Consider the following 23,859-nt stretch of genomic DNA (forward strand, 5'->3'; position numbering starts at 1 on the left):
ACCGGTAAGGGTTCTAATGGACCAGGGTGGCCGGTAGTGTGATTAGTTCCGTCTTCGGTTGGATCATGTCCGTGACGCACCGCAATCCAGCTCGCTGGATTGCCGGTGCGTTATTGCTTCTGATTAGCGGCACTTCATTCGCGAACGATCGCGTCCATGTAACGTCCGAAAGGGATTCCCCATTTATCCTGTTTTACTCATATCCCGTCATTGCGTCATCGCCGTATGCGCCACAACGTCATGTGCATCGCTACGTCATGAAGAACTCGATGCAACTGGCTAGTTCGGCTTATGGCCTGCCTGACAACCGTGGCATCGCGCCGGGCAAACAGCGGTTCCGCGTTGGACGCGCGCCGGGCAACCCTTATCTCGCCCCGCTCGACAGCCTTCAGGCCGGCCAGCCGCCAAACTTGCCCATCTATGGTTTCGGCGTTCCGGCCGACCCGCAAAACGTTCCGCCCACGGCCGCAAGTGACGACGACTGGAGCTTCCGGGCAAATCCGCTTTTGAACCTCAATCATTCCCACGAAAGAGGCGCGACCTTCTCGATTCGGCACGACTTTTAACGGCCGGCCCTCGCACTCCCATTACGTCGATGAACAAAAAAATGCTGCGTTCCTCGCGAAAGGAAACGCAGCATCGTCCAGCGGGACAGAGGAGACTTCGACCAGCTCTACCTGCCCAATGCGAACCCTCCAGTTCGCATCATGCAGCCTTCAGCAATCCATGCGGATCGAGCACGAACTTGCGCGGCGCGCCGCCATCGAACTGACGATAGCCATCGGGCGCGTTGTCCAGCGAAATAACCGACACATTGACGATATCCGCGATGGGAAGGCGGTCCCACAGAATCGCCTGCATCAGATTGCGGTTGTACTTCATCACGGGCGTCTGTCCCGTGTGGAACGAATGCGACTTCGCCCAGCCGAGGCCGAAGCGAATCGACAGACTGCCCTTCCTGGCCGCCGCATCGGCAGCGCCCGGATCGTCGGTGACGTAGAGGCCGGGAATGCCGATTGCGCCTGCGACCTTCGTGATGTCCATCAGCGAATTGAGCACCGTGGCAGGCGCTTCCTCGCGCGAGCCGTGGCTGCCGTGGCCGTGCGCCTCGAAGCCCACGCAGTCCACTGCGCAATCCACTTCCGGCTTGCCGAGAATCTGCGCGATCTGTTCGCCGAGCGTCGCGTCCTTCGACAGATTGACCGTTTCGAAGCCGACAGCCCGCGCATGCGCGAGTCGCTCTTCGTTCATGTCGCCGACGATCGTGCAGGCCGCGCCCAGCAAACGCGCCGACGCGGCGGCCGCCATGCCGACCGGGCCCGCGCCCGCGATATACACCGTCGACCCCGGCTTCACGCCCGCCATCACGGCTCCGTGATAACCCGTCGGTAGAATGTCGGAGAGACAGGTGAGGTCGCGAATCTTTTCCATCGCGCGGTCGCGGTCGGGAAACTTCAGCAGATTGAAGTCCGCATACGGCACCAGCACGTACTCGGCCTGGCCGCCGATCCAGCCGCCCATGTCCACGTAGCCGTAAGCGCCGCCGGCACGCGACGGGTTCACGTTCAGGCACACGCCCGTGTGCTGCTCCTTGCAGGTCTGACAGCGGCCGCATGCCACGTTGAACGGCACGGAGACCAGATCACCGATTTTCAGCGTCTCGACGTCGCGGCCCACCTCGATCACTTCGCCCGTGATCTCGTGCCCTAAAACAAGGCCGACTTCAGCCGTCGTGCGGCCGCGCACCATATGCTGGTCGGAGCCGCAGATATTGGTCGACACCACTTTCAGGATCACACCATGACCGATCGCGCGTCCGCGCGGATCGACCATCTTCGGGTAATCGATCGACTGCACTTCGACCTTGCCCTGCCCCAGATACACGACACCGCGATTGCTGCTCATCGTCTCGTCTCCATGTTCGTCTGAATGCGCAAATAGGCGCTGAGTCGAGGTTAGTCCCTTTGCCCCATCGGCCAATGTTCAAAATCCGACACGCGTTTTCCCCAAACCGACAAAGCCGGTTTGCACGGTTTTTGTTGATTGAACGTTCAATAAAAAACCACTAGAGTGACGACTTTCGGAAGCGTTACGAGTCATCCATGCCCAAAGTCGGAATGCGCGAAGTGCGTCGCGCGCAACTGATCGACGCCACGCTGCTCACGATCGACCAGTCCGGTCTGTCGGGCACGACGCTCGCGTCCGTTGCGCAGCGCGCGAACATCTCGACGGGCATCGTCAGTCACTATTTCGGCGACAAGGACGGCCTGCTCGAAGCGACCATGCGCCATATCCTGCGCGACCTGTGGGCGGCCACCACGCGCCGCCGCATCGCTGCGAAGCCGCAGCCGCGCGCGCGTTTGCGCGCGGTCGTCGCAGCGAATTTCGACGTCTCGCAGGTCAGCGGCCCGGTAATGAAGACGTGGCTCGCGTTCTGGTCCGAAAGCATGCACGAGCCGTCCCTGCGCCGTCTGCAACGCGTGAACACACGGCGTCTCTATTCGAACCTCTGCGCGGAGTTTGCGAAGGAACTGCCGCGCGCGTCGGCACGGCGCGCCGCCAGCGGTCTTGCCGCGATGATCGACGGCTTGTGGCTGCGCGGCGCGCTGTCAGGCGATCCATTCGATACCAAAGCGGCGCTGCGCCTCGCGAACGACTACATCGACCTGCTGCTCGCGCAAAGCGGCTCATAACGCGCTGCACCACGAACACCCGCATTTCAAGGAGAAAACAGATGCCCGCCTACGGCCTGCAACGTCTCTACATCGGCGGCGAATATGTCGACGCCACCAGCGGCGTCACCTTCGACAGCTTCGATCCAGCCACGGGCGAACTGCTCGCGCACGTCCAGCAAGCCTGCGAAGCCGATATCGACCGCGCCGTGCAATCGGCGCGGGAAGGCCAGCGCGCATGGGCCGCGATGACGGCCATGCAGCGTTCACGCATCCTGCGCCGCGCCGTCGAGTTGCTGCGCGAGCGCAACGACGCGCTCGCCGAACTCGAAATGCGCGACACGGGCAAGCCGATTGCCGAAACCCGCGCCGTCGATATCGTCACGGGCGCCGACGTGATCGAGTACTACGCGGGCCTCGCGACGGCCATCGAAGGCCAGCAGATTCCGCTGCGCACGGAGTCGTTCGTCTATACGCGGCGCGAGCCGTTGGGCGTGACGGCGGGCATCGGCGCATGGAACTATCCGATCCAGATCGCGTGCTGGAAGTCCGCGCCTGCGCTCGCTGCCGGCAACGCCATGATCTTCAAGCCGAGCGAAGTGACGCCGCTGTCCGCGTCGAAGCTCGCGGAAATCTACCTCGAAGCAGGCGTGCCGCCCGGCGTGTTCAACGTCGTGCAGGGCGACGGCCGCGTCGGCGCGATGCTGAGCGCCCATCCCGGCATCGCGAAGATTTCGTTCACGGGCGGCGTCGAAACGGGCAAGAAGGTGATGTCGATGGCGGGCGGTTCGTCGCTGAAGGAAGTGACGATGGAACTCGGCGGCAAGTCGCCGCTGATCGTGTTCGACGACGCGGACCTCGACCGCGCCGCCGATATCGCCGTCACCGCCAACTTCTTCAGCGCGGGCCAGGTATGCACGAACGGCACACGTGTGTTCGTGCATCAATCGGTGCAACAGGCCTTCGAAGAACGCGTGATCGAGCGCGTGAAGCGCATTCGCATTGGCAAGCCGTCAGACCCGTCAACCAATTTCGGACCGCTCGCAAGCGCGGCGCAACTGGACAAGGTGCTCGGTTACATCGAAAGCGGAAAGAAGGAAGGCGCGCGGCTCGTGACGGGCGGCGCACGCCTCACCGACGGCGACTACGCGCGCGGCCAGTATGTGCAGCCGACCGTATTCTCCAATTGCCGCGACGACATGAAGATCGTGCGCGAGGAAATCTTCGGCCCTGTCATGAGCATCCTGGCCTTCGCGAACGAAGACGAAGCGGTCGCGCGCGCGAACGACACGATCTACGGCCTCGCTGCAGGCGTCGTAACAGAGAGCCTGTCGCGCGCGCATCGCGTGATTCACCAGCTCGAAGCAGGCATCTGCTGGATCAACACATGGGGCGAGTCGCCCGCCGAAATGCCCGTGGGCGGCTACAAGCAATCGGGCGTGGGCCGCGAGAACGGCATCACGACACTTGAGCATTACACGCGCATCAAGTCCATCCAGGTCGAACTGGGCAAATATCAGCCCGTGTTTTGAGGGAGCGCAGCATGGCAGCGAAAGAGTACGACTACATCATCATCGGCGCGGGTTCGGCGGGCAACGTACTCGCGACGCGCCTGACGGAAGACCGCGACGTGACCGTGCTGCTGCTCGAAGCGGGTGGCCCTGACTACCGCTTCGACTTTCGCACGCAGATGCCTGCCGCGCTTGCGTATCCGTTGCAGGGACGCCGCTACAACTGGGCCTATGAAACGGACCCCGAGCCGTTCATGAACAATCGCCGCATGGAATGCGGGCGCGGCAAGGGACTCGGCGGCTCGTCGCTGATCAACGGCATGTGCTATATCCGCGGCAACGCACTCGACTATGACGGCTGGGCCGTACGAAAAGGCCTTGAAAACTGGGCTTATCTGGATTGCCTACCGTACTTCCGCAAGGCCGAGACGCGTGATATCGGCGCGAACGATTATCACGGCGGCGATGGCCCCGTGCATGTAACGACCAGCAAACCGGGCGTGAATCCCCTCTTCGAAGCGATGGTCGAAGCGGGCGTGCAGGCGGGCTATCCGCGTACCGACGACCTCAACGGCTATCAGCAGGAAGGCTTCGGTCCGATGGACCGCACGGTGACGGCGAACGGCCGCCGCGCGAGCACCGCGCGTGGCTATCTGGATCAGGCAAAGCAGCGGCCCAACCTCACGATCGTCACGCACGCGACCACCGACCGCATTCTCTTTAGCGGCAAGCGCGCGCAAGGCGTGGTGTATCTGGACGGCGACGCGCGCATTACCGTGCATGCGCGCCGAGAAGTGTTGCTGTGCGGCGGCGCAATTGCATCGCCGCAAATCCTGCAACGCTCGGGCGTCGGGCCCGGCGCATGGCTGCGCGAGTTCGACATTCCCGTCGTGCTCGATCTGCCCGGTGTCGGCCAGAACCTGCAGGATCATCTCGAGATGTACATGCAGTACGAGTGCAAGGAACCCGTGTCGCTCTACCCTGCACTGCTGCTGCGCAATCAGCCCGCCATCGGCATCGAATGGATGCTGAAAGGCACGGGCATCGGCGCGAGCAATCATTTCGAAGCAGGCGGCTTCATCCGCACCCGCGACGACGACCCGTGGCCGAACATCCAGTATCACTTCCTGCCCGTGGCGATCAACTATAACGGCACCAATGCGATCAAGATGCACGGCTTTCAGGCGCACGTCGGCTCGATGCGCTCGCCGAGCCGTGGACGCGTCAAGCTGCGTTCGCGCGATCCGCACGCGCATCCGTCGATTCTCTTCAACTACATGTCCGAAGCGCTCGACTGGCGCGAATTCCGCGACGCGATCCGCGTGACCCGCGAGATCATTGCGCAGCCGGCGCTTGACCGCTTCCGTGGACGCGAACTGAGTCCCGGCGCTGAATTGCAGACGGACGCGCAGATCGATGCGTTCGTGCGCGCGCGTGCCGAGACGGCCTTTCATCCGTCGTGCTCGTGCGCGATGGGTTACGACGACATGGCCGTCGTCGATGGCGAAGGACGCGTGCATGGTCTCGAAGGACTGCGCGTAGTCGACGCCTCGATCATGCCGCGCATCACGACGGGCAACCTGAATGCGCCGACCATCATGCTCGCGGAGAAAATCGCGGACCGCATTCGCGGGCGAGATCCGCTCGCGCGCTCCAACGCGCCCTACTATGCGGCGAACGGCGCACCGGCACGCGGCGCAAAGAATGTTGCGCGCGCACCGGCACGGAGCGTGGCCGCGCATACGCAATGAGTGAACGTGTGCGTCATTACAAATGGCGCACACATTCCATCCCAATGCCGAATCTGTTCTATATGACGGATTAATGGCGGCATCTACTGGAACGAGCCGGCCCTCGAAGCAAGCGTGCTTCGCAGGACCACCGGCCTCTTCCAACCTCCACCCGAGGATGACATGCCGACCACCGCACGACCCAGCGCCGCCGCGCGTCTCGAACGCCTGCCGTTTTCCGGCTATCACCGTACTATCTTCCTCATCATCGCGATTGCGTTCTTCTTCGATTCCGTCGATCTCGGCACGATGACCTTCGTGCTCGGCTCGATCAAGACCGAGTTCGGTTTGTCGAGCGCAATGGCGGGACTCGTCGCTAGCGCGAGCTTCTTCGGCATGGTGCTCGGCGCGGCCGTCGCGGGCCTGTTCGCGGATCGCTTCGGACGACGCCCGGTCTTTCAGTGGAGCATGGTGCTGTGGGGCGTCGCGTCGTATCTGTGTTCGACGGCGCAAAGCGTCGATGCGCTGATTGTTTATCGCGTGTTGCTCGGCATCGGCATGGGCATGGAGTTTCCGATCGCGCAAACGCTGCTGTCCGAATTCGTGCCGACGGCTTCGCGCGGACGGCTCGTTGCGCTGATGGACGGTTTCTGGCCGCTCGGCTTCATCACGGCGGGCGTCGTGTCGTTCTTCGTGTTGCCGCATTTCGGCTGGCGCACCGTATTCGCATTGCTCGCGATTCCCGCCGTGTTCGTCCTGATCGTGCGGCGCATCGTCCCCGAATCGCCGCGCTGGCTCGAACATCGCGGACGTCTTGCCCAGGCCGACGCCGTGCTGGGCCAGATCGAAGCGAAGGTGATGAAGTCCAAAGGACTGCGTTCGCTGCCCGCACCGTCGACGCTCGCCGATCAGGCCGCGCCTTCGAAGCACGGCGCGTTCCGTGAGATCTGGAGCGCGGCCTACCGCCACCGCACGATCATGGTATGGACGCTGTGGTTCTTCGCGCTGCTCGGCTTCTATGGCCTGACGTCGTGGCTCGGTGCATTGATGCAGCAGGCAGGCTTCGCCGTCACGAAGTCGGTGCTCTACACCGTGCTCATTTCGCTTGGCGGCGTGCCGGGCTTTCTGTGTGCCGCGTGGCTCGTCGAACGATGGGGGCGTAAGCCGACATGTATTGCGTCGCTGGTCGGCGGCGGCGTGATGGCCTATGCATACGGCCAGACGGCATTGCACGCGGACAGCGTGACGCTGCTGATCTGCACCGGCCTCGCGATGCAGTTCTTCCTTTTCGGCATGTGGGCCGTGCTCTACACGTACACGCCCGAACTCTACGGCACGGGTGCACGAGCAACGGGGTCCGGCTTTGCATCGGCGATTGGCCGTGTCGGCTCGCTGATCGGCCCCTATGCCGTCGGCGTGGTGCTGCCCATCTTCGGACAAGGCGGCGTGTTCACGCTCGGCGCGCTGTCGTTCGGCGTCGCCGCGTTGGCCGTGTGGGTGATGGGTATCGAAACGAAAGGTCTGTCGCTCGAAACGCTGGTGTCGCATGTCGATGACGAAGCGCCTGCCTGGCGCGTCGCAGCCGACGACGCACGCTAGCGCGCCTGCTTTCCAGATGCTGTTACGGGCTTACCCGTGCGTAAGCCTGTTACACGCTCATCGTCGATTTATCGCCGCGCCATTCGCGCATGCCTCGCATGCGCGGGACTAGCCGCCGCCTTTCGCCACCGTCAAATACGTAACCGCGTAACGTGATGAAACACACCCGTAGTCAAACTGTCGTGTCATCCGACTAGCATGTCCGGACTGCTCGCTCACTTGTCCACGGAGGTGTCCTGATGTTGAGCCCTCACGAACTGGCGACGCTCATGCTGTTGAATGGCAATGAACGCCGTATCGAATCGCTCGACCCAGATGTACTTGCATTACGCCACTACGAACTCGTCGAAGTGCACGAGCTTCGCGGCGGCAGTGCCGCACTGCAGATCAACGCGCGTGGACGCGATCTGCTCAGACGGCTTGGCATGGATACGGCGCGTCACGCGCTGCCGAATTGAATGCCGCTATCGCCGACGCGTGGCGACGGTTTTCGCGCCCTGTTGCAACTCGCTCACCATGCTGTGCATGCTCATGCGTACAGTGATGTGCATGCCGTTCGACACGAACGGCGTCAACGGTTCAGGCGCGGGTCTGGATTCGGGTGCGAGACGCGGGGCTTCGTTTTGCAGGTCGTTACGACGCGCCGCCGTTGCAGAGGGAATGTCCGACGGTGCAGGATGTTCCGCTAGCGCGACGTCATGCTCGCTTGCGGCCACATCAGCGCTTGCAATCCCCACTTTCACCACAGGCGCTTGTGCGCTCACGGCACTGTTCGCCATAACCGGCTCGCGCCAACCCGGCTCGTCCGCGGCAACAGAAGAACGCGGCGACACGTCGATCCACTTCGGCAGATCGGCAAGATCCATGATCGTGAGCTTGCCGCCATAGACAGCGCCCGTATCGATGTTGATCACGTTGTCCTTCGCGGTGACGGCCGTTACGGGCGTATGGCCGACGATCACGGCCGTCACGTTCTCGATCCGCCCTACCACATGCGCCTCTCCGCGCACACTGTGCCTCGCCTTGTCCAGCAGGCTGCGCAACGTGTTGCGCGATGGCGAGGGATGCGGCTGATGCGTCTTCCAGCGCGTGCGCGACCAGATTGCCTTGCGGCGCGTCTTGCCGTCCGCCCGTTCCCTTTCGATATCCGCAACCAGCCGGTTCCAGTCCGAAACGGGGGAATCCGCGTGCACGAGGCCGACCAGCCCGTGCTCGGTTTCGATCTCGATCAGGTACGGCAGCGACGCCATGTAAGCGGCGATCGCCTTGACCCAGTCCCGGTCATCGGCTCTGTCGAGCAGCCAGTCGGCGCCGTTGCCCAGCAGCGAAAGCGCCTGCTCCTCGCCGGCATGCCAGCGCACGATCACGTCTTCGTGATTGCCCTTCACCGATTTGATCCCGAACTGCTCGACGGTCTCCAGCACCCTGTCCGATTGCGGCCCACGATCGACGAGATCGCCGACGGCGAACAGCCGGTCGCGCTGCGGGTCGAAGTGGCGCGCCGCCAGCTCCGTGCGCAATTGCGCGAAGCAGCCGTGCAGATCGCCCACGACGAAGTCACGTCCCGAGTCGTTACGCGGATAGCGGTGAACGGCGCGATAGGGCTCTTTCATGGGTCAGGGAAGGTTCCGGAAATACGACATACCACATAGGACGGAATAAAAAAATCCGTAAAAAATAGCCAATAACGAAGCGAAAATAATCAGGGTAGGTACGCTTGAAAAGTGAAGTGCGCCGCGACGTTGACGGCAAGCATAGCGCGCAGATATGTGACAAGGTGCTACACAAAAAAGGTTTGTGTAACTGTTCGTGAAGCGCATTGCGGTTATTGCCTGTTTGCAGGCGAGCGCCTTTCCGGCGCCTAGGCGGAATCCATCCGCAACTCGCCCGGGGTCGCCACCGACCGCCGGGAGTCCGAGGCCAGCATGCGCGCGAGCAACACCCTGGAAATGTGCAGCTCCGTCGCCGCCGCATCGAGCCGGCCCTGATTTCGCGCGATGGCCAGTTCGACGGCGTCCCACTCGGGAATGTCGTCGTCATCGCCGGACGCGCTCATCATCGGTACGCTCGCGGTCTGATCGAAACCCAGATCGACGGCTGTAATCAGCGTGCCATCGCTGGCAACGATCGCATGGCGGATGCGATTGATCATTTCCTGCAGATTGCCGGGCCAGGTGTGCGCGTCGAAGGCTTCCCACGCGCACACGGAAAAACCTTGCACCCCATGGCGGGAATCGGAGCGAAAGCTCTTCAGCAGATGCGTGGCGAGCAAGCGGATATCGGGGCCGCGTTCGCGCAGCGGCGGAATCGTGATCGTGTCGGGTGAAAGCCGCGAGAAAAGACGCGCGTGCAGACGATGTTCGTCTGCAGCGCGCTGCAAGTCGATATGTGTCGAGCAGATGATGCGTACATTGCGCGCCCCCGTATCGAGCATGTCCGCGAGACGCTGCTGTCCCGACAGCGGCAGTTCGCAGATACCATCGATATACAGTGAGCCGCCCTCCGCCATGCTGAGGCGCGAACGCTGATTGCCCTCTTCGACTCTGATCTCCTCGCCGCCCGATTCCCCGAACAATTCCGTTTCCACGCGTTCCGGCGCGAAGGCCGCGCAATCGATCGACACGAACGGCCCTTCGCGGCGCGACGAACCCCGATGGATCGACGACGCCGCCAGCGTCTTGCCACTCCCCGATTCGCCGATGAACGTCACAGGCCGTTCATGTTCCGACGCGTTGCGTATTGCCGCACGCACGTCGCTCATCGCCGCGCATGCGCCGATCAGCGCGACCGATCCCGCGTTCGCGCTCGTATGTTCGCTCCCGTCGCCCGCTGACATCTCGTACGCACGATCGAGTTCCTGAGCAACCATCTCTGCCGCCGCGGGCAAGCGGATATAACTCACGCAGCGCGTGCGCACGATCCGTCCGATTTCCGGATCATTGAGGTGCGCATTGGTGACGACAGCCACCCAACTGATCGCCGCGCTGGTTCGCGTAAGTTCGTCGACTTCATTCAGATCGGCGGGAATGCTCAACGACGGAAATTCGATCAGACCCGCGGCGCGATCATTGGCGAGCAATGCGGCGCCCTGGCGTTCACGGATATCGATGCAACGAATGCGCCATTGCAGCGACGGAAGATTGCCGTCGAGACATGCACGCTCAGGGTTGCATACGTGATAGAGCCTTTTCAGATTCAGGTTCATGATGTGATCGGTTGACCCGCCTCGAATTGATCGAACAAGTACCGACTGCTTCACGCCCCCCGTACAACGGCCGCGATCGGTTACTCAAAAAGTTAATGGAATCATGGTCTCGTCAATATCGCGGGTTGTTACTGTTTGAAAACGTCTATGTGCAACGGCAGGTTGGCGATTGCGTGTGCGTGACGACGGCAGTCATGGCGCGAGGCGCGCTGTAGACGACGTGAGAAGAAGGAAGGCGCGGTACTCGTGCGCCATTTCGCCCGTTACGTGAGTAACGATCCTTTACATTCATCGAGAGTGACTGTGGCGATCTGAACACACCGGTAATTTGTCTCGTTTTGAATGCCGAACTTGTTCCTTATTAGCATTCTGAATAGCGACAAAAATACCGTGTCGGCCGATCCGCGAGTCGAATGAACCGGTAATCGTGAATTACACCTGGCGAAAAGCGACATGCTTACCGGCAGTGTCGCGAAACGAGGCCGTGCATCATAAAGCGCAATGCTTAAGGCGCGCTGATGCGAATCATCTGGCCTCGCCGATATGAAAGAAACAAGTCAAGCTTGCTACACAGACATATGTGTTTAGCTATTGCGCTTGAACGCAAATCAAACCTGTTCGAAGCTCCAACTCCCTTCAACATCGATCACCGTCTTCACCGAATTGGCGAGAAAACACGCGTCGTGCGCGAGATGATGCAGATGTGCGAGCGCTTCATCGCTCGGTGTTTTCGCGCCCGCAAACGCAACGGCCGGTTTCAGCACGACACGCGTGACCACTTCCTTGCCCGCATCGTTCTTCGCCATCGTGCCCTCGGCTTCGTCGCGATACGACGTGACGACATAACCTTGCTCCGCAGCAATCGACAGAAACCACAGCATATGGCAACTCGACAGCGCCGCGACATACGCCTCTTCAGGATCGACGCCCGCCGGATCGGAGAACGGCACGCGCACGACATGCGGCGAACTCGATGCAAGCACCACTGCGCCGCCGTCGAACGTCCATTGGTGAGCGCGGCTATAACGGTTGTCGGTGAACTTGCTGCCGTTGCTGCTCCATTCGATGAGTGCCGTATGCTTTGCCATGCGCGAAAGATCCTCGTGATGTGAACGATCAGATGGGTGTCAACACGTCTTCGCCCGCGAAGTGGCGCGTCGCGTTCGTGATGAAGTTATCGACGGAGGCTGTGATCGCTTCCGGCGACGTGCCCGCCACATGCGGGGTAAGCACGACGTTCGTCAGATCCACCAGCGCCTGCGGTGGCTGCGGCTCGCCTTCGTACACGTCGAGGCCCGCGCCCGCTATCACGCCGTTCGCGAGCGCATGCGCAAGCGCGGCCGTATCGACGACGCTGCCGCGCGACACGTTCACCAGAAAACCCTTCGGCCCCAGTGCTTCGAGCACGGCGCGATCGATCAGATGTTGGGTAGCCGGACCGCCCGGCGTTGCAACGACGAGATAGTCGCTCCAGCGCGCGAGTTCGTGCAGGTTGTCGATGTAGCGCAATGCCGCGCCGTCGCGCGGCTTGCGGTTGTGATACGCGACGTCGATATCGAAGCCGGCCGCGCGCCGCGCAACCTTCAGCCCTATATTGCCGAGGCCCACGATGCCAAGCCGCTTGCCCGACACGGACGGCCGCATCGGCAATGTGTCGCGCCAAATGCCTTCGCGGGTCGCGCGGTCGCGTTGCGGCACGTCGCGCACGACGGCTAGCAGCAAGGCCAATGCGTGATCGGCGACGCAATCGTCGTTCGTGCCTGCGCCGTTCGCGAGCCCGATGCCGCGTGCTTTTGCATGCGTAGTCGCGATGTTTTCATAGCCCGCGCCAAGCGCACTGACGAATTCGAGCGCAGGCATCTGGTCCATTTCATCGGCCGTGAGACCTGTCGTGCCGTTGGTCAATACGGCGCGAATCGCCGCGCCTTCTTTCGCGATAGATTGAACGCGTGCTTCATGTGTGGGGGCGTAATGAATATCGAAGGATGCTGAAATGCGCGCGCGACTGTCGTCGCCAAGTGGAATCAGGATGAGCAGGGAAGGTTTCATGACTCGACGCAAGCAAAGGATGAGAAGTGCTGCAACGGAATACTGGGCAACGCGCAGTGTAGCAACAAGCCCCGTGCTGCGCAGCGCTCTTCGTCATGATTGCGCGGCCCACTCCGCCAGTTTGGCAATCGTGTTGATGTTGCGCGCGGTGCCTGTCTTCGCGGCTGGAATTCTCAACTTCGTCTTTGCCATGCCGTCGCCGTAGTGCACGTAAATCTCGTGCTTGCCGAGCGCGACCTGTTCGTTCTGCTGTCCGGCGATGTGTTCGAGCGTGTCGGCGGGTGGCGCTGCGTCGAGGAAGATCGCGACCGTGCGATTCGGCGCTTCGTCGCGAAACGGATTCGCGTCCAGCACGGCAGCCATCTCCTTGCCGGTGCGAATCAGCACGCCGACGGGCTTGCCCGCATACGCCTCGAGGCTGCGTTCGAGCGCCTGCTGCACCGCGCGTTTCGCCAGCGTGCTGTCGAACACGACGTTGCCGCTCGCGATGTACGTGCGCACGTTGCTGAAGCCCGCTGCCTCGCACATCTTGCGAAGCTCGGTCATCGGAAGCTTGCCGGTGCCGCCGACATTGACGGCGCGCAACAACGCAACATAAGTGATCATGGGCGGAATGTAGAGTCGCGATTGCGTTCGATGCTACCGCATCGGCTTTGCAGCGATAGCGTCGACGATCGCGCCCGGCCTCGTCGACGTTCAACGCATCAATGCGCGCCGCCCTTTTCGCTGTCGAGATGCGCCATCTGCGCAGCCGCATAGTGTTCGCCGGCGCTGTCAGGTTGATGGAAAGGCGGCGGTAGCATCAGGCGATAAAGAAGACGAAATCGCTCTATCACGGCCAGCGTTTCCCTGCTGTCATCATCAGCTGCGCGGTTCGCTGGTATTTCGGTGCGGCCAGAGCCTGCGCGACGTCGAGGGCCAAAAGCGAGCTCAGCCTTGCCTGGATCCATCAAGCGGCATTCACGATGGACGGAACCGTTGGCTATCCTGCGAAAAAACCGATTCGACAGCAATGGCACGCAGTACACTCAATGGACCCACTTACCGCCAACGATCATACAGCGGAAGACCGATCATGCGCCGACCTGTCTCGATACGGTATATCGCCGGCTGCATCGCACTGGGCTGTGTCGTACATGTCGCAGCGGCCGAAACAGTTGCCTACAGCGTTACCGATCTTGGTGCACTCACGGATGGTGCTGCAACCGGCATCAACGAACGCGGCGACATTGTGGGCGACAGCTTTGCCTCCCGTGACATGACCGATCTGTGAACGTTGCCAGGCGGTTCTGCCAGCCGCGCGACGGGGATCAACGCTCGCGGCGACGTGATCGGCTACAGCCGCACAACGGGCGGCAAGACCCATGCATTCCTGTACCCGGAAAGCGGCCATATGACCGATCTGGGCGCACTGCCAGGCAGTTCCGAGAGCGAGGCATGGAGCATCAATGTCCACGGCGACGTGGTAGGCGACTGCATCATGGCTGACGGGACCTACCGCGCCTTTTTGTATGAAAACGGCAGCATGCACGATCTGAATACGCTTGCAGGCGCCGGTTCCGGGCTGATATTGGCGAAAGCAGGAGCGATCAGCGACAGTGGGCAGATCGTGGGCTTCGCGCAGGTCAATGGCATCGCGCACGCCGTTCTGCTCACCCCGTCCGGGCACGGCCGTTGAGCCAGCCGTGTGAGTCTGCCTGTACCTCCGAACGTCACTTTACCGGTCGCGGATCGTAACGTGAGGCAGATGCCCGGAGTTCGGGTTCACTCCTCCTTCAAACGAACTGAACCTGTGGATCGCCTGGCTCCAGATCTCGAGAAGCAAAAGGTGACGGCATATCACCGCTGTTCGCTCGCTTAAACTGCCGGCACATAGGCAACGCCCCTGCGCCGATCGCCTCAACTGATCCGCCTGCTTCGTCAGCAAGCTCAGTATCGGTGACGCACAGCTTTCTCCGGCGTTGACGCTGCCACCACCTGCCTGTCGTGACCGTCTTCCAGCGATCATCGTACCTCGACATCGCCGTGCCCCACAGTGACAGGCATACCGTTCGCGAAGTACCTGTGACACTTTCCCGGCCGCTGGTCATTGCGGTTTCGGCCCTGGGGCCACGCCGACGGCGATCGCGAACATGCAGGCCATCACGGAGCGGTTTGGTCCATCCCATCTGGCCTTTCTGGTCGTGCCGATGGTAGGCGCATTTTTCATCGATATCGCAAACGCAATCGTCATCAAACTGTTCCTGCTGTTGCCGATTTACGGGTAACTCCCGCCAATGTGCACCCGGATATAACTGGACAAGCCGAAGGAAAACCTGAAATTATCTAGTTGAGCGCAGGAGAGCTATCATGTCGTCGCTGTTGCACCGGGAGATTGATACACCGCCGTTTCGCGTCGTCGTCAACGCTCGGCCGGAGTATCGACCTGGATCCCCCAACGAGATTGCAGGCTACGTGGCGCGAGCCACCATCACGAGGCTGGACGGATCGCCGGTCTATGAAAGCTGCCTCGCCTATCAGATCTACGAAGGTGAAACCTTCATAGATCCTCAAGCCGCAATGCGCGATGGCGAACAGCGGGCGCGAGAGGACATCAGCACAGGATTCCCGCATTAGGATTATCGGGATTGCGCCTCGATGAAGAGCGCAAGCATTTGTGAGTGACCAGGTGGCTGGGTGCGGGAGGCTTTTCCGGAGGCTTTTCCGGAGGCTTTTCCGGGTGCTTTGCCCGTAAGCGTGGTTTGCCTCGGCCAGCAAGGCCAGAAGATCCCCGCATCGTCAGATATTGGAGCAGGACCGTTCAGCGCGCGCGCGGAAACGTCAACGCGCGGGTCGGGCCTCACAACCTCTGCGAAGCTTTGTGAGGAAGCCGTTCGCCTAGCGAATCATAGATGGGTGGACAGTGCAGCATGATGGGGACGACCATCGCCGTGAAGCATGCGGTAAGCATCGGCAAGAGCAGCGTAAAGCCCCCTGTCATTTCGGTGACCAGGACGATCCCGGTCACGGGCGCACGCACGACAGCCGCAAAAAACGCAGTCATTGCGACTGCGGCAAACGCGCCCGGATCTGCGGCGAAGCCAGGAAACCAGAGGAAACCGATTCTGCCGAAGATGAGGCCAGCTTGCGCGCCAAGTACGAGCATGGGCGCAAACAGGCCACCCGGCGTGCCGGCAGCGTATGAGAGAGCACCGAATCCAAAGCGGATGACGAACGCCACTGCCACGCCTGAAAGCTCGCCGGCCCCCATCAGCGCGCGCTGCGTGAGCGGATCGCCACCGCCTGCGAGGTCTGGTGCAAACCACGCGAGCACCCCCGCCGCTGCCCCGATCAGCGCGGCCCGGACATATGCCGGCCAGTGCGAGAGCCAATCGGAAATAGCCAGCGCCCACAGTATCGCGCGGCAGTAGGCCGCGCCTAAAAGACCGACGACGGCGCCGAGCAGGAGATAGGCCGGCACTGTCCCGAAGCCGGGATGTGGGGGAACGCCAAACTGGAAGTCCGGCGCGTCACCATGCATCAGGCGCGCCACGGCGATCGCTCCGGCCGACGCACCAAGCGCCGCGACGGCCATGCGCATTTCGAAGCGGCGCAGCAGTTCCTCAAGCACGAACACGGCGCCCGCAATCGGGGCGTTGAACGCCGTGGCGAGCCCCGCCCCAGCGCCGGCCGCGATCAAGATCCGGCAGTCGTCCGCGTTCCGGCGCAGAAGCATGCCAATCCAGTTTGAGATCGAGGAGGCCATCTGAACGGTCGGACCTTCACGACCGAGCGCGAGCCCGGCACCGATGGCGAGCACGCCGCCGATGAACTTCACCGGAACGAGCGCAAGGGGCGCGGGGGCGAGGTCACCGCTCACCACGGCCTCGACGTGAGGAATCCCGCTGCCGATCGCGTCGGGGGCGCGGCGCTTGACGAGGTTCGCAGCAAATGCGGTCGCAGCCGACGTGGCAAGGAGAACACCAATGAAGCCAACAAGGTGCTCCGTGTGCGCCCATCCGATGAATACATTGCGCACTCTGTCCGCGCTCTCCAGCGCGAACCGGAAAAGCGTTCCGAGCAAGCCGCAGGCCATTCCCGCGATGAGGGAACTGGCGGCTAGCATGACCAGTCCGTGACTGTGCTCCCCCGTTCCGCTATTGTCCATGATCCCTTCGCATCAGTTATTGGATGCGTGCAATGCTGCATCTGGCTCGCCCCGTGACAAGACCCTGCCGCGCGCCTCTGTCGTTCGCAATTGGCGACTAAACGGACTGATCAACGCGCAACCGGCCGTACCAGCTTCCGCGAAGTGTTGCCTGTGGCGTCAGCCTTCAGTCATAGAGCGGCAGCAACAGAAACAGCTTGATGACGATCGCATTCGCAATGTCGATGAAAAACGCTCCCACCATAGGCACTACCAGAAAGGCCAGATGGGAGGGACCGAACTGTCCTGTGATGGCCTGCATGTTGGCTATCGCGGTCGGTGTTGCCCCAAGGCCGAAGCCGCAATGCCCTGCCGCCAATACTGCCGCATCATAGTTGCGCCCCATCACCCGAAACGTGACGAAAATGGCGTAGGCTGCCATCGCGATCGCCTGCACCACCAGAATGACGAACAGCGGCAAGGCAAGCGATGCGAGATCCCCCAGCCGCAGGCTCATCAACGCTATCGCAAGAAAGAGTCCGAGGCTCACGTTGCCGAGTACAGACACGGCGTCCTCGAACACGCGATACCAGCCGCGCACCGCGAGTCCGTTGCGCAGCACGACACCGACGAACAGGACGCACACGAACGCCGGCAGCTCGAACGCCGTACCGTTCAGCAATGACGCGAACGCCGATCCCACAGCAAGACAAACCGCAATCAGCGCGACGGTTTCGATGACGGCCTCCGCGGTGATCGGCCGTACCGTATTGGGCTCCTCGAAGCCGGTCGAGGTTGCCACTTCCGTCTCAAGATTCGGCGCGAGCTGATAGCGCGTGATCAGAAATCGCGCGACCGGCCCGCCGATCAATCCGCCGAGTATCAAACCGAATGTGGCACAGGCAATCGCAATTTCGGTCGCCGATGCGAGGCCGTGGCGCTCGGCGAAGACCTTGGCCCACGCTGCCCCCGTGCCGTGGCCGCCCGACAGCGTGACCGACGCCCCAAGCAGACCAAGCAACCGCTCCTGGCCCAGTGCCCAGGCGAGTCCGATACCGAGCGCATCCTGCATCACGAGCAAGCCGACCACGACACCCAGAAAAGCCATCAGCGCCCGCCCGCCCGCTTTTAGTCCGGCGAGGTCTGCGTTAAGGCCGATGGTGGCGAAGAAGGTCAGCATCAGCGGCGCTTGAAGCGTGGTATCGAAACGGACGTCGATCTGCAGGGCGCGGTTCAACGCAAACACCAGCAGCGACACAAGCAGGCCACCGACAACCGGTTCGGGGATGCTGTACGTGCGTAGAATCCTGACCCGGGCAAGAATCTGCCGTCCAAGGAGAAGAACAAGGGAAGCGGCCATCAGCACTTCCAGCGTATCGAGGCTCACGGTGTTCTTCTCCAGTCCAGCGATCGATCATTTGCCCCGGTGACAACGTGTCCCGGTTTCAGTCGACGCGAACCTCAGCCACATATAACCGCCACCGCCCGCTTGCGTCTTATCGAACGAGAGCGTCCTGCCAGTCCATCACTGTCGAAACGCGGGCGAGCCGACCGATCTGCGTATTGCGAAACCCGCATCACAGCTGCGGCCGGCCCGCAGCCCACCTGTGCCATCGGCAGGCATCACGAGACAGACCCGGTCACTGCGCCAGCACCCACTGAGCGACCATGTCGGCCTGTTCGGGCGAAAGCGGTGCGACGCGGTCCGCGTCCGGCATCGTGATATCACCCCAGTGCGCTTTTCCCTGGACGCGCAACTTCTTCGCGAGCGTGGCGCCCGCGCCCGGCACCTTGCGATAGCGTTCTACGATCTGCGGGAACGACGGCGCGAGATTGGCCCCTTGAGTCGTATCGCAAAACATGCAGTGCTGCTCGTCGATCAATCCCGCGACGCCGGACTCCGCGAATGCGTCCCCGGCCGCCGCCACTTCCAGGAAAACGACGGCCGCAGCCCATGCTCCATGAAACCGTCTCAAGCGCCCCCTAAGAGAGCTCCCTTCAGACGTCAGTCGACGGCGCCCGGCGTACGGATGCCAGCCGCGATCGCGCGGCTCACGGTCGCGAGCGCCCTGCTCCAGGCCACCACCACTGCATCGTAGCCGGCGCCTGCGCAGGGCTCACTCGCGATGGTCCGGCCAGTGATCGGCGGCGCGTTGCCGGGTGGCAGCACCGACCACAAGACATCGACAGACGCGGTATCACCGAGCGAAGCGTCGAAGCTCTGGACGTCGATACGCACTCGCCAGGCCGCCGCCGCGTCGCCGCCGATCGGCAAAGTCGACACGCGAGGGCTGTTCAGCAACTGCGAGAGATCGGCGACAAACACGCGCGGAATCTGGCTCTTCAGCGGCTCAGCCCAGCGGGCGAATTCGTCGATCGTCACATGGTTCGTCCCGGCGCGAACCACGATCTGCGGCCGGTTGACGAGTTCGGGCACGTTGACTGCCCCGATCACGACCGTGACGGGCGAACCGTGATTGACGCTTTCGCGCGGCGCCTCCGCGCTCAATGTGTAGAACTCCGACTTCGAACTGGCACAACCGACGAGCGTGATCATCGTCAGTGCAACGGCAAGGCATAGCGACAGGCGCTTCACTTGTTATCCTCCGGCTTGCCGCGAATGAGTGCCTCCGGATGGCGTTCGAGATAGTCCGCCAGCGAGCGGAAAGCGGCCGCCGTGCGCGCCAGTTCGCTCATGGCGTCCGCGGTATTCTGCGCCAGTGGGGCATCTGGCTGTAGCGCGCCGTTCGCGGAATTTAGCGCCGTCTGTGCGGCGGCGAGCGTGTCCCGGGCCTGAGGCACCACATCCGTCCTCAACTGCTTGAGAAGAGTATCGGCGTCGGCGAGCGTCTTTTGTGCGCCCTTCCCGATTCCTCCGAATGGAATCTGGTTCAGCTTGGCGAGGAGACTCGTCACCGAATCCTGCATGGACTGCAGGCCGCCAGGTATGGTTGGCATCTCGGGCGGCGTGGTGGTCCAGTCGACCTTTGCCTTGGGCGCGTTGGGGAAAAAGTCGAGCGCAACGTAAAGTTGCCCGGTCAACAGGTTTCCGGTGCGCAATTGCGCACGTAAGCCGTGGTCGACCAGCGTTTGCGCAAGTCGCTCACGATCGTTGGTGATCCTGCCGCCAGCCCCGCCCTTGACAAAGCGCGAAGTGAAACGCTCTGGATAAAGCCGTATCTCGACCGGGATGCTGAATCGTTTGGTGACGGGATCAAACCCCGTATTGATTGCCGCGACTTCGCCGACCACGATCCCGAGAAAATCGACGGGCGCGCCGACGACCAGTCCCCGCACCGACTCCCTGAACACCAGCACATAGTGGTCGACGATCCGATCGTGGCGCTTAAACGCCTCCGCGCGATCGTTGAACAGCGCGAACTCGGTGTTCGCGGCGGCTTCCGCGTCATCAGGCGTTTCGTCGGGCGTCTGGAATGCGAGTCCGCCGATCAGGATGGCCACCAGCGATTCCGTATTGACCTTGACGCCCGTCGTATCGAGCGACACGTCGATCCCGCTCGCCTGCCAGAACCGCGTATCCGGCTTCACGTATCTGTCGTAAGGGGCGTTGACGAAGACATGCATCGTCACACCCTTTCCGTCCGGGTCCAACTGGTACGAAATAACCTGGCCGACCTGCAGCCGTCTGTAGAAAATGGGCGAACCGACATCGAGCGAGCCCATGTCGGCGCCTTTCAGTATGAACTCGCGGCCCGGCACGCCGATGGCGAACACCGGCGGCGTCTCCAGACCTGTGTAATCGCGCCTCGGCTTCGTCGAAGTGCCCACGTCCATGCCGATGAAGGAACCGGACAGCAAGGTGCCGATGCCCGATACGGTGCCGCCGGAAATACGCGGACGCACGACCCAGAAACGCGTGTCTTCTATCAGCAGGTTCGTGGCATCTTTGGACAGTTCGGCCGTGGCGATCACGCGGCGGTGATCGCCCGACAGCTTGACGTTTTTGACCACACCGATGTCGACGTTCTTGAACTTGATCTTGGTCTTGCCCGCTTCGAGCCCCTCGCCGGTTTCGAAGCCGATAGTGACCGTCGGGCCCTGCTCCATGACCGCCTTCACCGCGAGCCAGCCGCCGATCAGAATGGCGATGAGCGGCACCAGCCACACGATCTGCACCCGCCAGCGCGAGCGCGGTGTGGCAACAGCCTCAGGAACGTCTGGCGACCCCGATTGTCCGGGAGGTTTAGCCATGATTGGGCTCCGTCGCGTCCCAGATCAGGCGAGGGTCGAACGACATGGCCGCGAACATTGTCAGCACCACCACCGCGCCAAAGGCAACCGCTGCCGGGCCCGCCTGGATCGTCGCGAGCGCATTGAACTGGACGAGTGCGACAAGAATCGTGATCACATAGATGTCGAGCATCGACCAGCGCCCGACGAGTTCCACCACACGGTAGATGCGCGTTCTCTGCTGCAATAGCGCGAGCGAGCGGCGCTGCGTCGAGATGACGAGGAACATGATCGCGATGATCTTCAGCATCGGGACAGCGATGCTCGCGATGAACACGATGATGGCTAAAGGCCACGAGCCCGATGCCCAGAGGTACACCACGCCGCTCAGAATCGTGTCTTTCTCCGAGCCGAACAGCGAACTGGTGTTCATCACCGGCAGCATGTTCGCCGGGATGTACAGCACCATCGCGGCAATCAGGAAGGCCCACGTACGCGCAAAGCTCGCCGGTTTGCGCGCGTGAAGATGCGCTCCGCAGCGCGGACAGCTGGCGTCGTGCCCATGCAAGTCCGACTTCGTCAGCAAGCCGCAGCTGTGACATGTCATCAGACCGCTGGCCATTGCCGTGCGTGCGGATGGCGTCGTGAGCTCGTCCCGGTCAGGCACGCCGCTGTAGCGGTCGCCCATTCGCTGCCAGAGCTCGTGCGGATCGAATGCAGCACTGGCAGCGGCGAGCAGCAGCATGAGCGCGCCGAAAGTCCACAGCGCGACGCCCGGCACGACACTGGCGATATGCGCCAGCTTGACCAGCGCGACCAGCATGCCAAGGATCAGCACCTCCGTCATGCCCCACGGCCTCGCCAGATGCATGAGCCGAAAGACGATGTCGGGCCGGTATGGCAGGCGCCGAAGGCGCAGCGGAACCAGCATGTACGCCATGGTGCTCATCTGCAGCAGGGGCATCAGGAATGTCGTCACGAACACCAGTCCCGCGATCGGCCACATGCCGTCGCTGTACAGGACGCGCACCGCGCCCAGCAAGGTGGTCTCGACGAGATCGCCGTTCACCGACAGGCCGACGATCGGATATGTATTGCCGATCACGAACAGCACGATGCACGTAAGCGTATAGGCCAGCGCACGATCGAGGCTATCCGGATGGTGGCGGTACAGTTCGGCACCGCAACGGCAGCAGCGCAGCAGGCCCTCGCCTGTCAACGGCGCTTCACGTTGCAGCAGGTCGCATTCGTGACAGGCGATGAGGCGCTCGGCGGTCATTGCGGCTGCTCCGTCGCAGTCTGTGCGGCAGCGGGCGCCGCAGCGCCATGCTGCATCACCTGCCCCGTCATGCGTTCGGCTTCGACGACCCAGCCGCCACCCATCGCCTTGTAAAGACCAATCAGCGAAGTGAATACCAGGCCGTTGGTCTGCGTGTAGCTGAGTTGCGCGTTAAAGAGGCTGCGCTCGGCGTCGAGCACCTCGATGTAGCTCGTATAGCCGCCTTCATAGCGCAATCGCGCGAGCCGCGAATAGGTCCGCAATGCATCGACCTGACGGCCTTGCACGACGAGTTGCTCGCGCGACTTCTGCAATGCGATCAGTGCGTCGTCGACTTCCTGGAAGGCCACCTGGATCGACTGCTGGTACTGGAACAACGCCTGTTGCTGCTGTGCTTCCGCCTGGCTCACCTGGCCGCTGATGCTGCCCGCGGTAAAGATCGGCACGGTCAGCGAGCCGGCGTACGACCAGATCCGCGCCGGCCCGGTGAACAGCTTCGAGAACTGGCCGCTCGCCGTTCCGAACATGCCGGTCAGTGAAATCGTCGGAAAGTAAAGGGCACGCGCGGCACCGATCAACGCGTTCGCGGCGATCAGGTTCTGCTCAGCCTGACGCAAATCGGGGCGGCGCTGCAGCAGGTCGGACGGCAGGCCCGCCGGTACCGGCGGCACCGCGAGTTCCGTCAGTTCGCGGCCCCGCAGGATCGGACCGGGGTTATGGCCGAGCAGAACGGAGAGCGCATCTTCCTGCTGGGCGATCTGCGTCTCGATCTGCGGAATCGTGGCGAGCGACGCTTCGTATTCCGACTCGCTCTGCGCAAGTTCCATCTGCGACACGTCGCCGCCTGCAAACCTTGCCTGAAATACCTTGACCGAACCGGCACGGCTTTCCGTTGTTGCCTTCGCGATCGACAGTTGCTGGTCGAGGTCGCGCAAGTTGATGTACGAAGAGGCGACCGACGCCACCAGCGACAGGATCGTCGCGCGCCGGCCTTCTTCACTGGCCAGCAGGCTCGCTCGCGCGGACTCGGTCTGCCGTCGCACCTTGCCGAAGAAATCGATCTCCCATGCGGCCGACAGGGGCGCCTGAAACTCGTTGAATACGGGGTTGACGCCGGCTGGCAACGTCGGCAGCCCAGCGACCGATACGCGCTGACGGGATGCTTCGAAGCCGGCGTTGATTTGCGGAAACAGCGCCGAGCGCGTCGTGACGAACTGGCCGAGAAACTGGTCGACGCGCGCCGCGGCAATTTTCACGTCCTTGTTGTCCGCCAGCGCGGCGGCAATCAGGTCGTTCAGGACGGGGTCCTTGAACTGCTCCCACCACATCGCGTTGGCTACCTCGGCCACCTCGGTGGTTTCAAAGCGGAACGTCGCCGGCGTGGGCACCGTGGGCCGCACGTAGTCCGGGCCGAGCAGACAGCCGCCCAGGCCGAGCCCCAGCCCCGCAAGCAGCAGGGCTGACACCGAACGCATGGGGATCGCGGAGCCGCGCATG

The 23,859-nt window shown here is 62.4% G+C and carries 22 protein-coding genes and 2 pseudogenes; 11 read left to right on the forward strand and 13 right to left on the reverse strand.

Annotated elements, in window-relative coordinates:
* Window positions 1-65 precede the first annotated feature (65 nt).
* Window positions 66-566, forward strand: coding sequence for a hypothetical protein (locus tag C2L64_RS26970; RefSeq protein WP_238554799.1), 501 nt, complete (start codon window positions 66-68; stop codon window positions 564-566).
* 139 nt (window positions 567-705) lie between these two features.
* Here C2L64_RS26970 and fdhA read toward each other — a convergent pair whose 3' ends face one another.
* The gene (gene fdhA, locus C2L64_RS26975; RefSeq protein WP_007590102.1) at window positions 706-1,905 is read right to left on the reverse strand and encodes a formaldehyde dehydrogenase, glutathione-independent; all 1,200 of its coding nucleotides are present in this window, start codon (window positions 1,903-1,905) and stop codon (window positions 706-708) included.
* Between the two features lie 197 nt (window positions 1,906-2,102).
* Between fdhA and betI the strand changes: the two genes are divergently transcribed.
* From betI to C2L64_RS27005, 5 genes are all read left to right on the forward strand, one after another.
* Window positions 2,103-2,693, forward strand: coding sequence for a transcriptional regulator BetI (betI, locus tag C2L64_RS26980; RefSeq protein ID WP_007590103.1), 591 nt, complete (start codon window positions 2,103-2,105; stop codon window positions 2,691-2,693).
* Between the two features lie 41 nt (window positions 2,694-2,734).
* On the forward strand, window positions 2,735-4,204 hold the full coding sequence (gene betB, locus C2L64_RS26985) for a betaine-aldehyde dehydrogenase (RefSeq protein ID WP_007590105.1): 1,470 nt from the start codon (window positions 2,735-2,737) through the stop codon (window positions 4,202-4,204).
* A gap of 11 nt (window positions 4,205-4,215) precedes the next feature.
* Entirely contained in the window at window positions 4,216-5,934 is a 1,719-nt protein-coding gene (gene betA / locus C2L64_RS26990; protein WP_007590107.1) for a choline dehydrogenase, read from the forward strand.
* 162 nt (window positions 5,935-6,096) lie between these two features.
* Window positions 6,097-7,512, forward strand: a complete 1,416-nt coding sequence (locus C2L64_RS27000; protein WP_007590109.1) for an MFS transporter — start codon at window positions 6,097-6,099, stop codon at window positions 7,510-7,512.
* A gap of 239 nt (window positions 7,513-7,751) precedes the next feature.
* Window positions 7,752-7,970 (forward strand): hypothetical protein, encoded by a 219-nt coding sequence (locus tag C2L64_RS27005; RefSeq protein ID WP_007590111.1) that lies wholly within the window; start codon window positions 7,752-7,754, stop codon window positions 7,968-7,970.
* Between the two features lie 6 nt (window positions 7,971-7,976).
* Here the strand turns inward: C2L64_RS27005 and C2L64_RS27010 are convergent, their stop codons facing one another.
* From C2L64_RS27010 to C2L64_RS27030, 5 genes are all read right to left on the reverse strand, one after another.
* Window positions 7,977-9,125, reverse strand: a complete 1,149-nt coding sequence (locus C2L64_RS27010) for a metallophosphoesterase (protein WP_007590113.1) — start codon at window positions 9,123-9,125, stop codon at window positions 7,977-7,979.
* A gap of 248 nt (window positions 9,126-9,373) precedes the next feature.
* A complete protein-coding gene (locus C2L64_RS27015) occupies window positions 9,374-10,717 on the reverse strand; it encodes a sigma-54-dependent transcriptional regulator (RefSeq protein ID WP_007590115.1) in 1,344 nt (447 codons plus the stop codon).
* 608 nt (window positions 10,718-11,325) lie between these two features.
* Entirely contained in the window at window positions 11,326-11,805 is a 480-nt protein-coding gene (locus tag C2L64_RS27020; RefSeq protein WP_007590120.1) for an OsmC family protein, read from the reverse strand.
* 28 nt (window positions 11,806-11,833) lie between these two features.
* The gene (locus tag C2L64_RS27025; protein WP_007590122.1) at window positions 11,834-12,766 is read right to left on the reverse strand and encodes a 2-hydroxyacid dehydrogenase; all 933 of its coding nucleotides are present in this window, start codon (window positions 12,764-12,766) and stop codon (window positions 11,834-11,836) included.
* Window positions 12,767-12,859: 93 nt separating this feature from the next.
* Window positions 12,860-13,372: a DUF1697 domain-containing protein gene (locus C2L64_RS27030; protein ID WP_007590123.1), complete on the reverse strand. Its 513-nt coding sequence runs from the start codon at window positions 13,370-13,372 to the stop codon at window positions 12,860-12,862.
* Between the two features lie 203 nt (window positions 13,373-13,575).
* Between C2L64_RS27030 and C2L64_RS56585 the strand changes: the two are divergent.
* The 5 genes and pseudogenes from C2L64_RS56585 to C2L64_RS27060 form a co-directional block, all read left to right on the forward strand.
* A pseudogene (locus tag C2L64_RS56585) lies at window positions 13,576-13,653 on the forward strand (IS6 family transposase); the annotation flags it as partial.
* A 188-nt stretch (window positions 13,654-13,841) separates the two neighbouring features.
* Window positions 13,842-14,039: a hypothetical protein gene (locus C2L64_RS27040; RefSeq protein ID WP_007590126.1), complete on the forward strand. Its 198-nt coding sequence runs from the start codon at window positions 13,842-13,844 to the stop codon at window positions 14,037-14,039.
* A 54-nt stretch (window positions 14,040-14,093) separates the two neighbouring features.
* The gene (locus C2L64_RS27045; protein ID WP_007590127.1) at window positions 14,094-14,444 is read left to right on the forward strand and encodes an HAF repeat-containing protein; all 351 of its coding nucleotides are present in this window, start codon (window positions 14,094-14,096) and stop codon (window positions 14,442-14,444) included.
* 400 nt (window positions 14,445-14,844) lie between these two features.
* Window positions 14,845-15,033 (forward strand): annotated as a pseudogene (locus C2L64_RS27055) (sodium/glutamate symporter); the annotation flags it as partial.
* An 82-nt stretch (window positions 15,034-15,115) separates the two neighbouring features.
* Complete coding sequence (locus C2L64_RS27060) at window positions 15,116-15,382, forward strand: hypothetical protein (RefSeq protein WP_007590129.1); 267 nt, start codon at window positions 15,116-15,118, stop codon at window positions 15,380-15,382.
* A gap of 223 nt (window positions 15,383-15,605) precedes the next feature.
* On the opposite strand, the gene C2L64_RS27065 is transcribed toward C2L64_RS27060, so the two are convergent.
* The 7 genes from C2L64_RS27065 to C2L64_RS27095 form a co-directional block, all read right to left on the reverse strand.
* The gene (locus tag C2L64_RS27065; protein WP_039901769.1) at window positions 15,606-16,913 is read right to left on the reverse strand and encodes a ClC family H(+)/Cl(-) exchange transporter; all 1,308 of its coding nucleotides are present in this window, start codon (window positions 16,911-16,913) and stop codon (window positions 15,606-15,608) included.
* Between the two features lie 166 nt (window positions 16,914-17,079).
* The gene (gltS, locus tag C2L64_RS27070) at window positions 17,080-18,279 is read right to left on the reverse strand and encodes a sodium/glutamate symporter (RefSeq protein WP_079489028.1); all 1,200 of its coding nucleotides are present in this window, start codon (window positions 18,277-18,279) and stop codon (window positions 17,080-17,082) included.
* A gap of 253 nt (window positions 18,280-18,532) precedes the next feature.
* Complete coding sequence (locus tag C2L64_RS27075) at window positions 18,533-18,868, reverse strand: c-type cytochrome (RefSeq protein ID WP_007577884.1); 336 nt, start codon at window positions 18,866-18,868, stop codon at window positions 18,533-18,535.
* A 29-nt stretch (window positions 18,869-18,897) separates the two neighbouring features.
* On the reverse strand, window positions 18,898-19,488 hold the full coding sequence (locus tag C2L64_RS27080; protein WP_007577882.1) for a PqiC family protein: 591 nt from the start codon (window positions 19,486-19,488) through the stop codon (window positions 18,898-18,900).
* Window positions 19,485-21,104, reverse strand: coding sequence for a PqiB family protein (locus C2L64_RS27085; RefSeq protein ID WP_079489037.1), 1,620 nt, complete (start codon window positions 21,102-21,104; stop codon window positions 19,485-19,487). The genes C2L64_RS27080 and C2L64_RS27085 overlap by 4 nt, the downstream gene beginning before the upstream one ends.
* Window positions 21,097-22,362 carry a paraquat-inducible protein A gene (locus C2L64_RS27090; RefSeq protein ID WP_090838334.1) on the reverse strand — a complete coding sequence of 422 codons (1,266 nt, stop codon included), beginning with the start codon at window positions 22,360-22,362 and terminating at the stop codon, window positions 21,097-21,099. Before C2L64_RS27090 ends, C2L64_RS27085 begins: the two co-directional genes overlap by 8 nt.
* Window positions 22,359-23,858: an efflux transporter outer membrane subunit gene (locus C2L64_RS27095; protein ID WP_079482037.1), complete on the reverse strand. Its 1,500-nt coding sequence runs from the start codon at window positions 23,856-23,858 to the stop codon at window positions 22,359-22,361. Before C2L64_RS27095 ends, C2L64_RS27090 begins: the two co-directional genes overlap by 4 nt.
* Between the last annotated feature and the right edge of the window lies 1 nt (window position 23,859).

Source organism: Paraburkholderia hospita (assembly GCF_002902965.1).
Taxonomy (GTDB): Bacteria; Pseudomonadota; Gammaproteobacteria; order Burkholderiales; family Burkholderiaceae; genus Paraburkholderia; species Paraburkholderia hospita.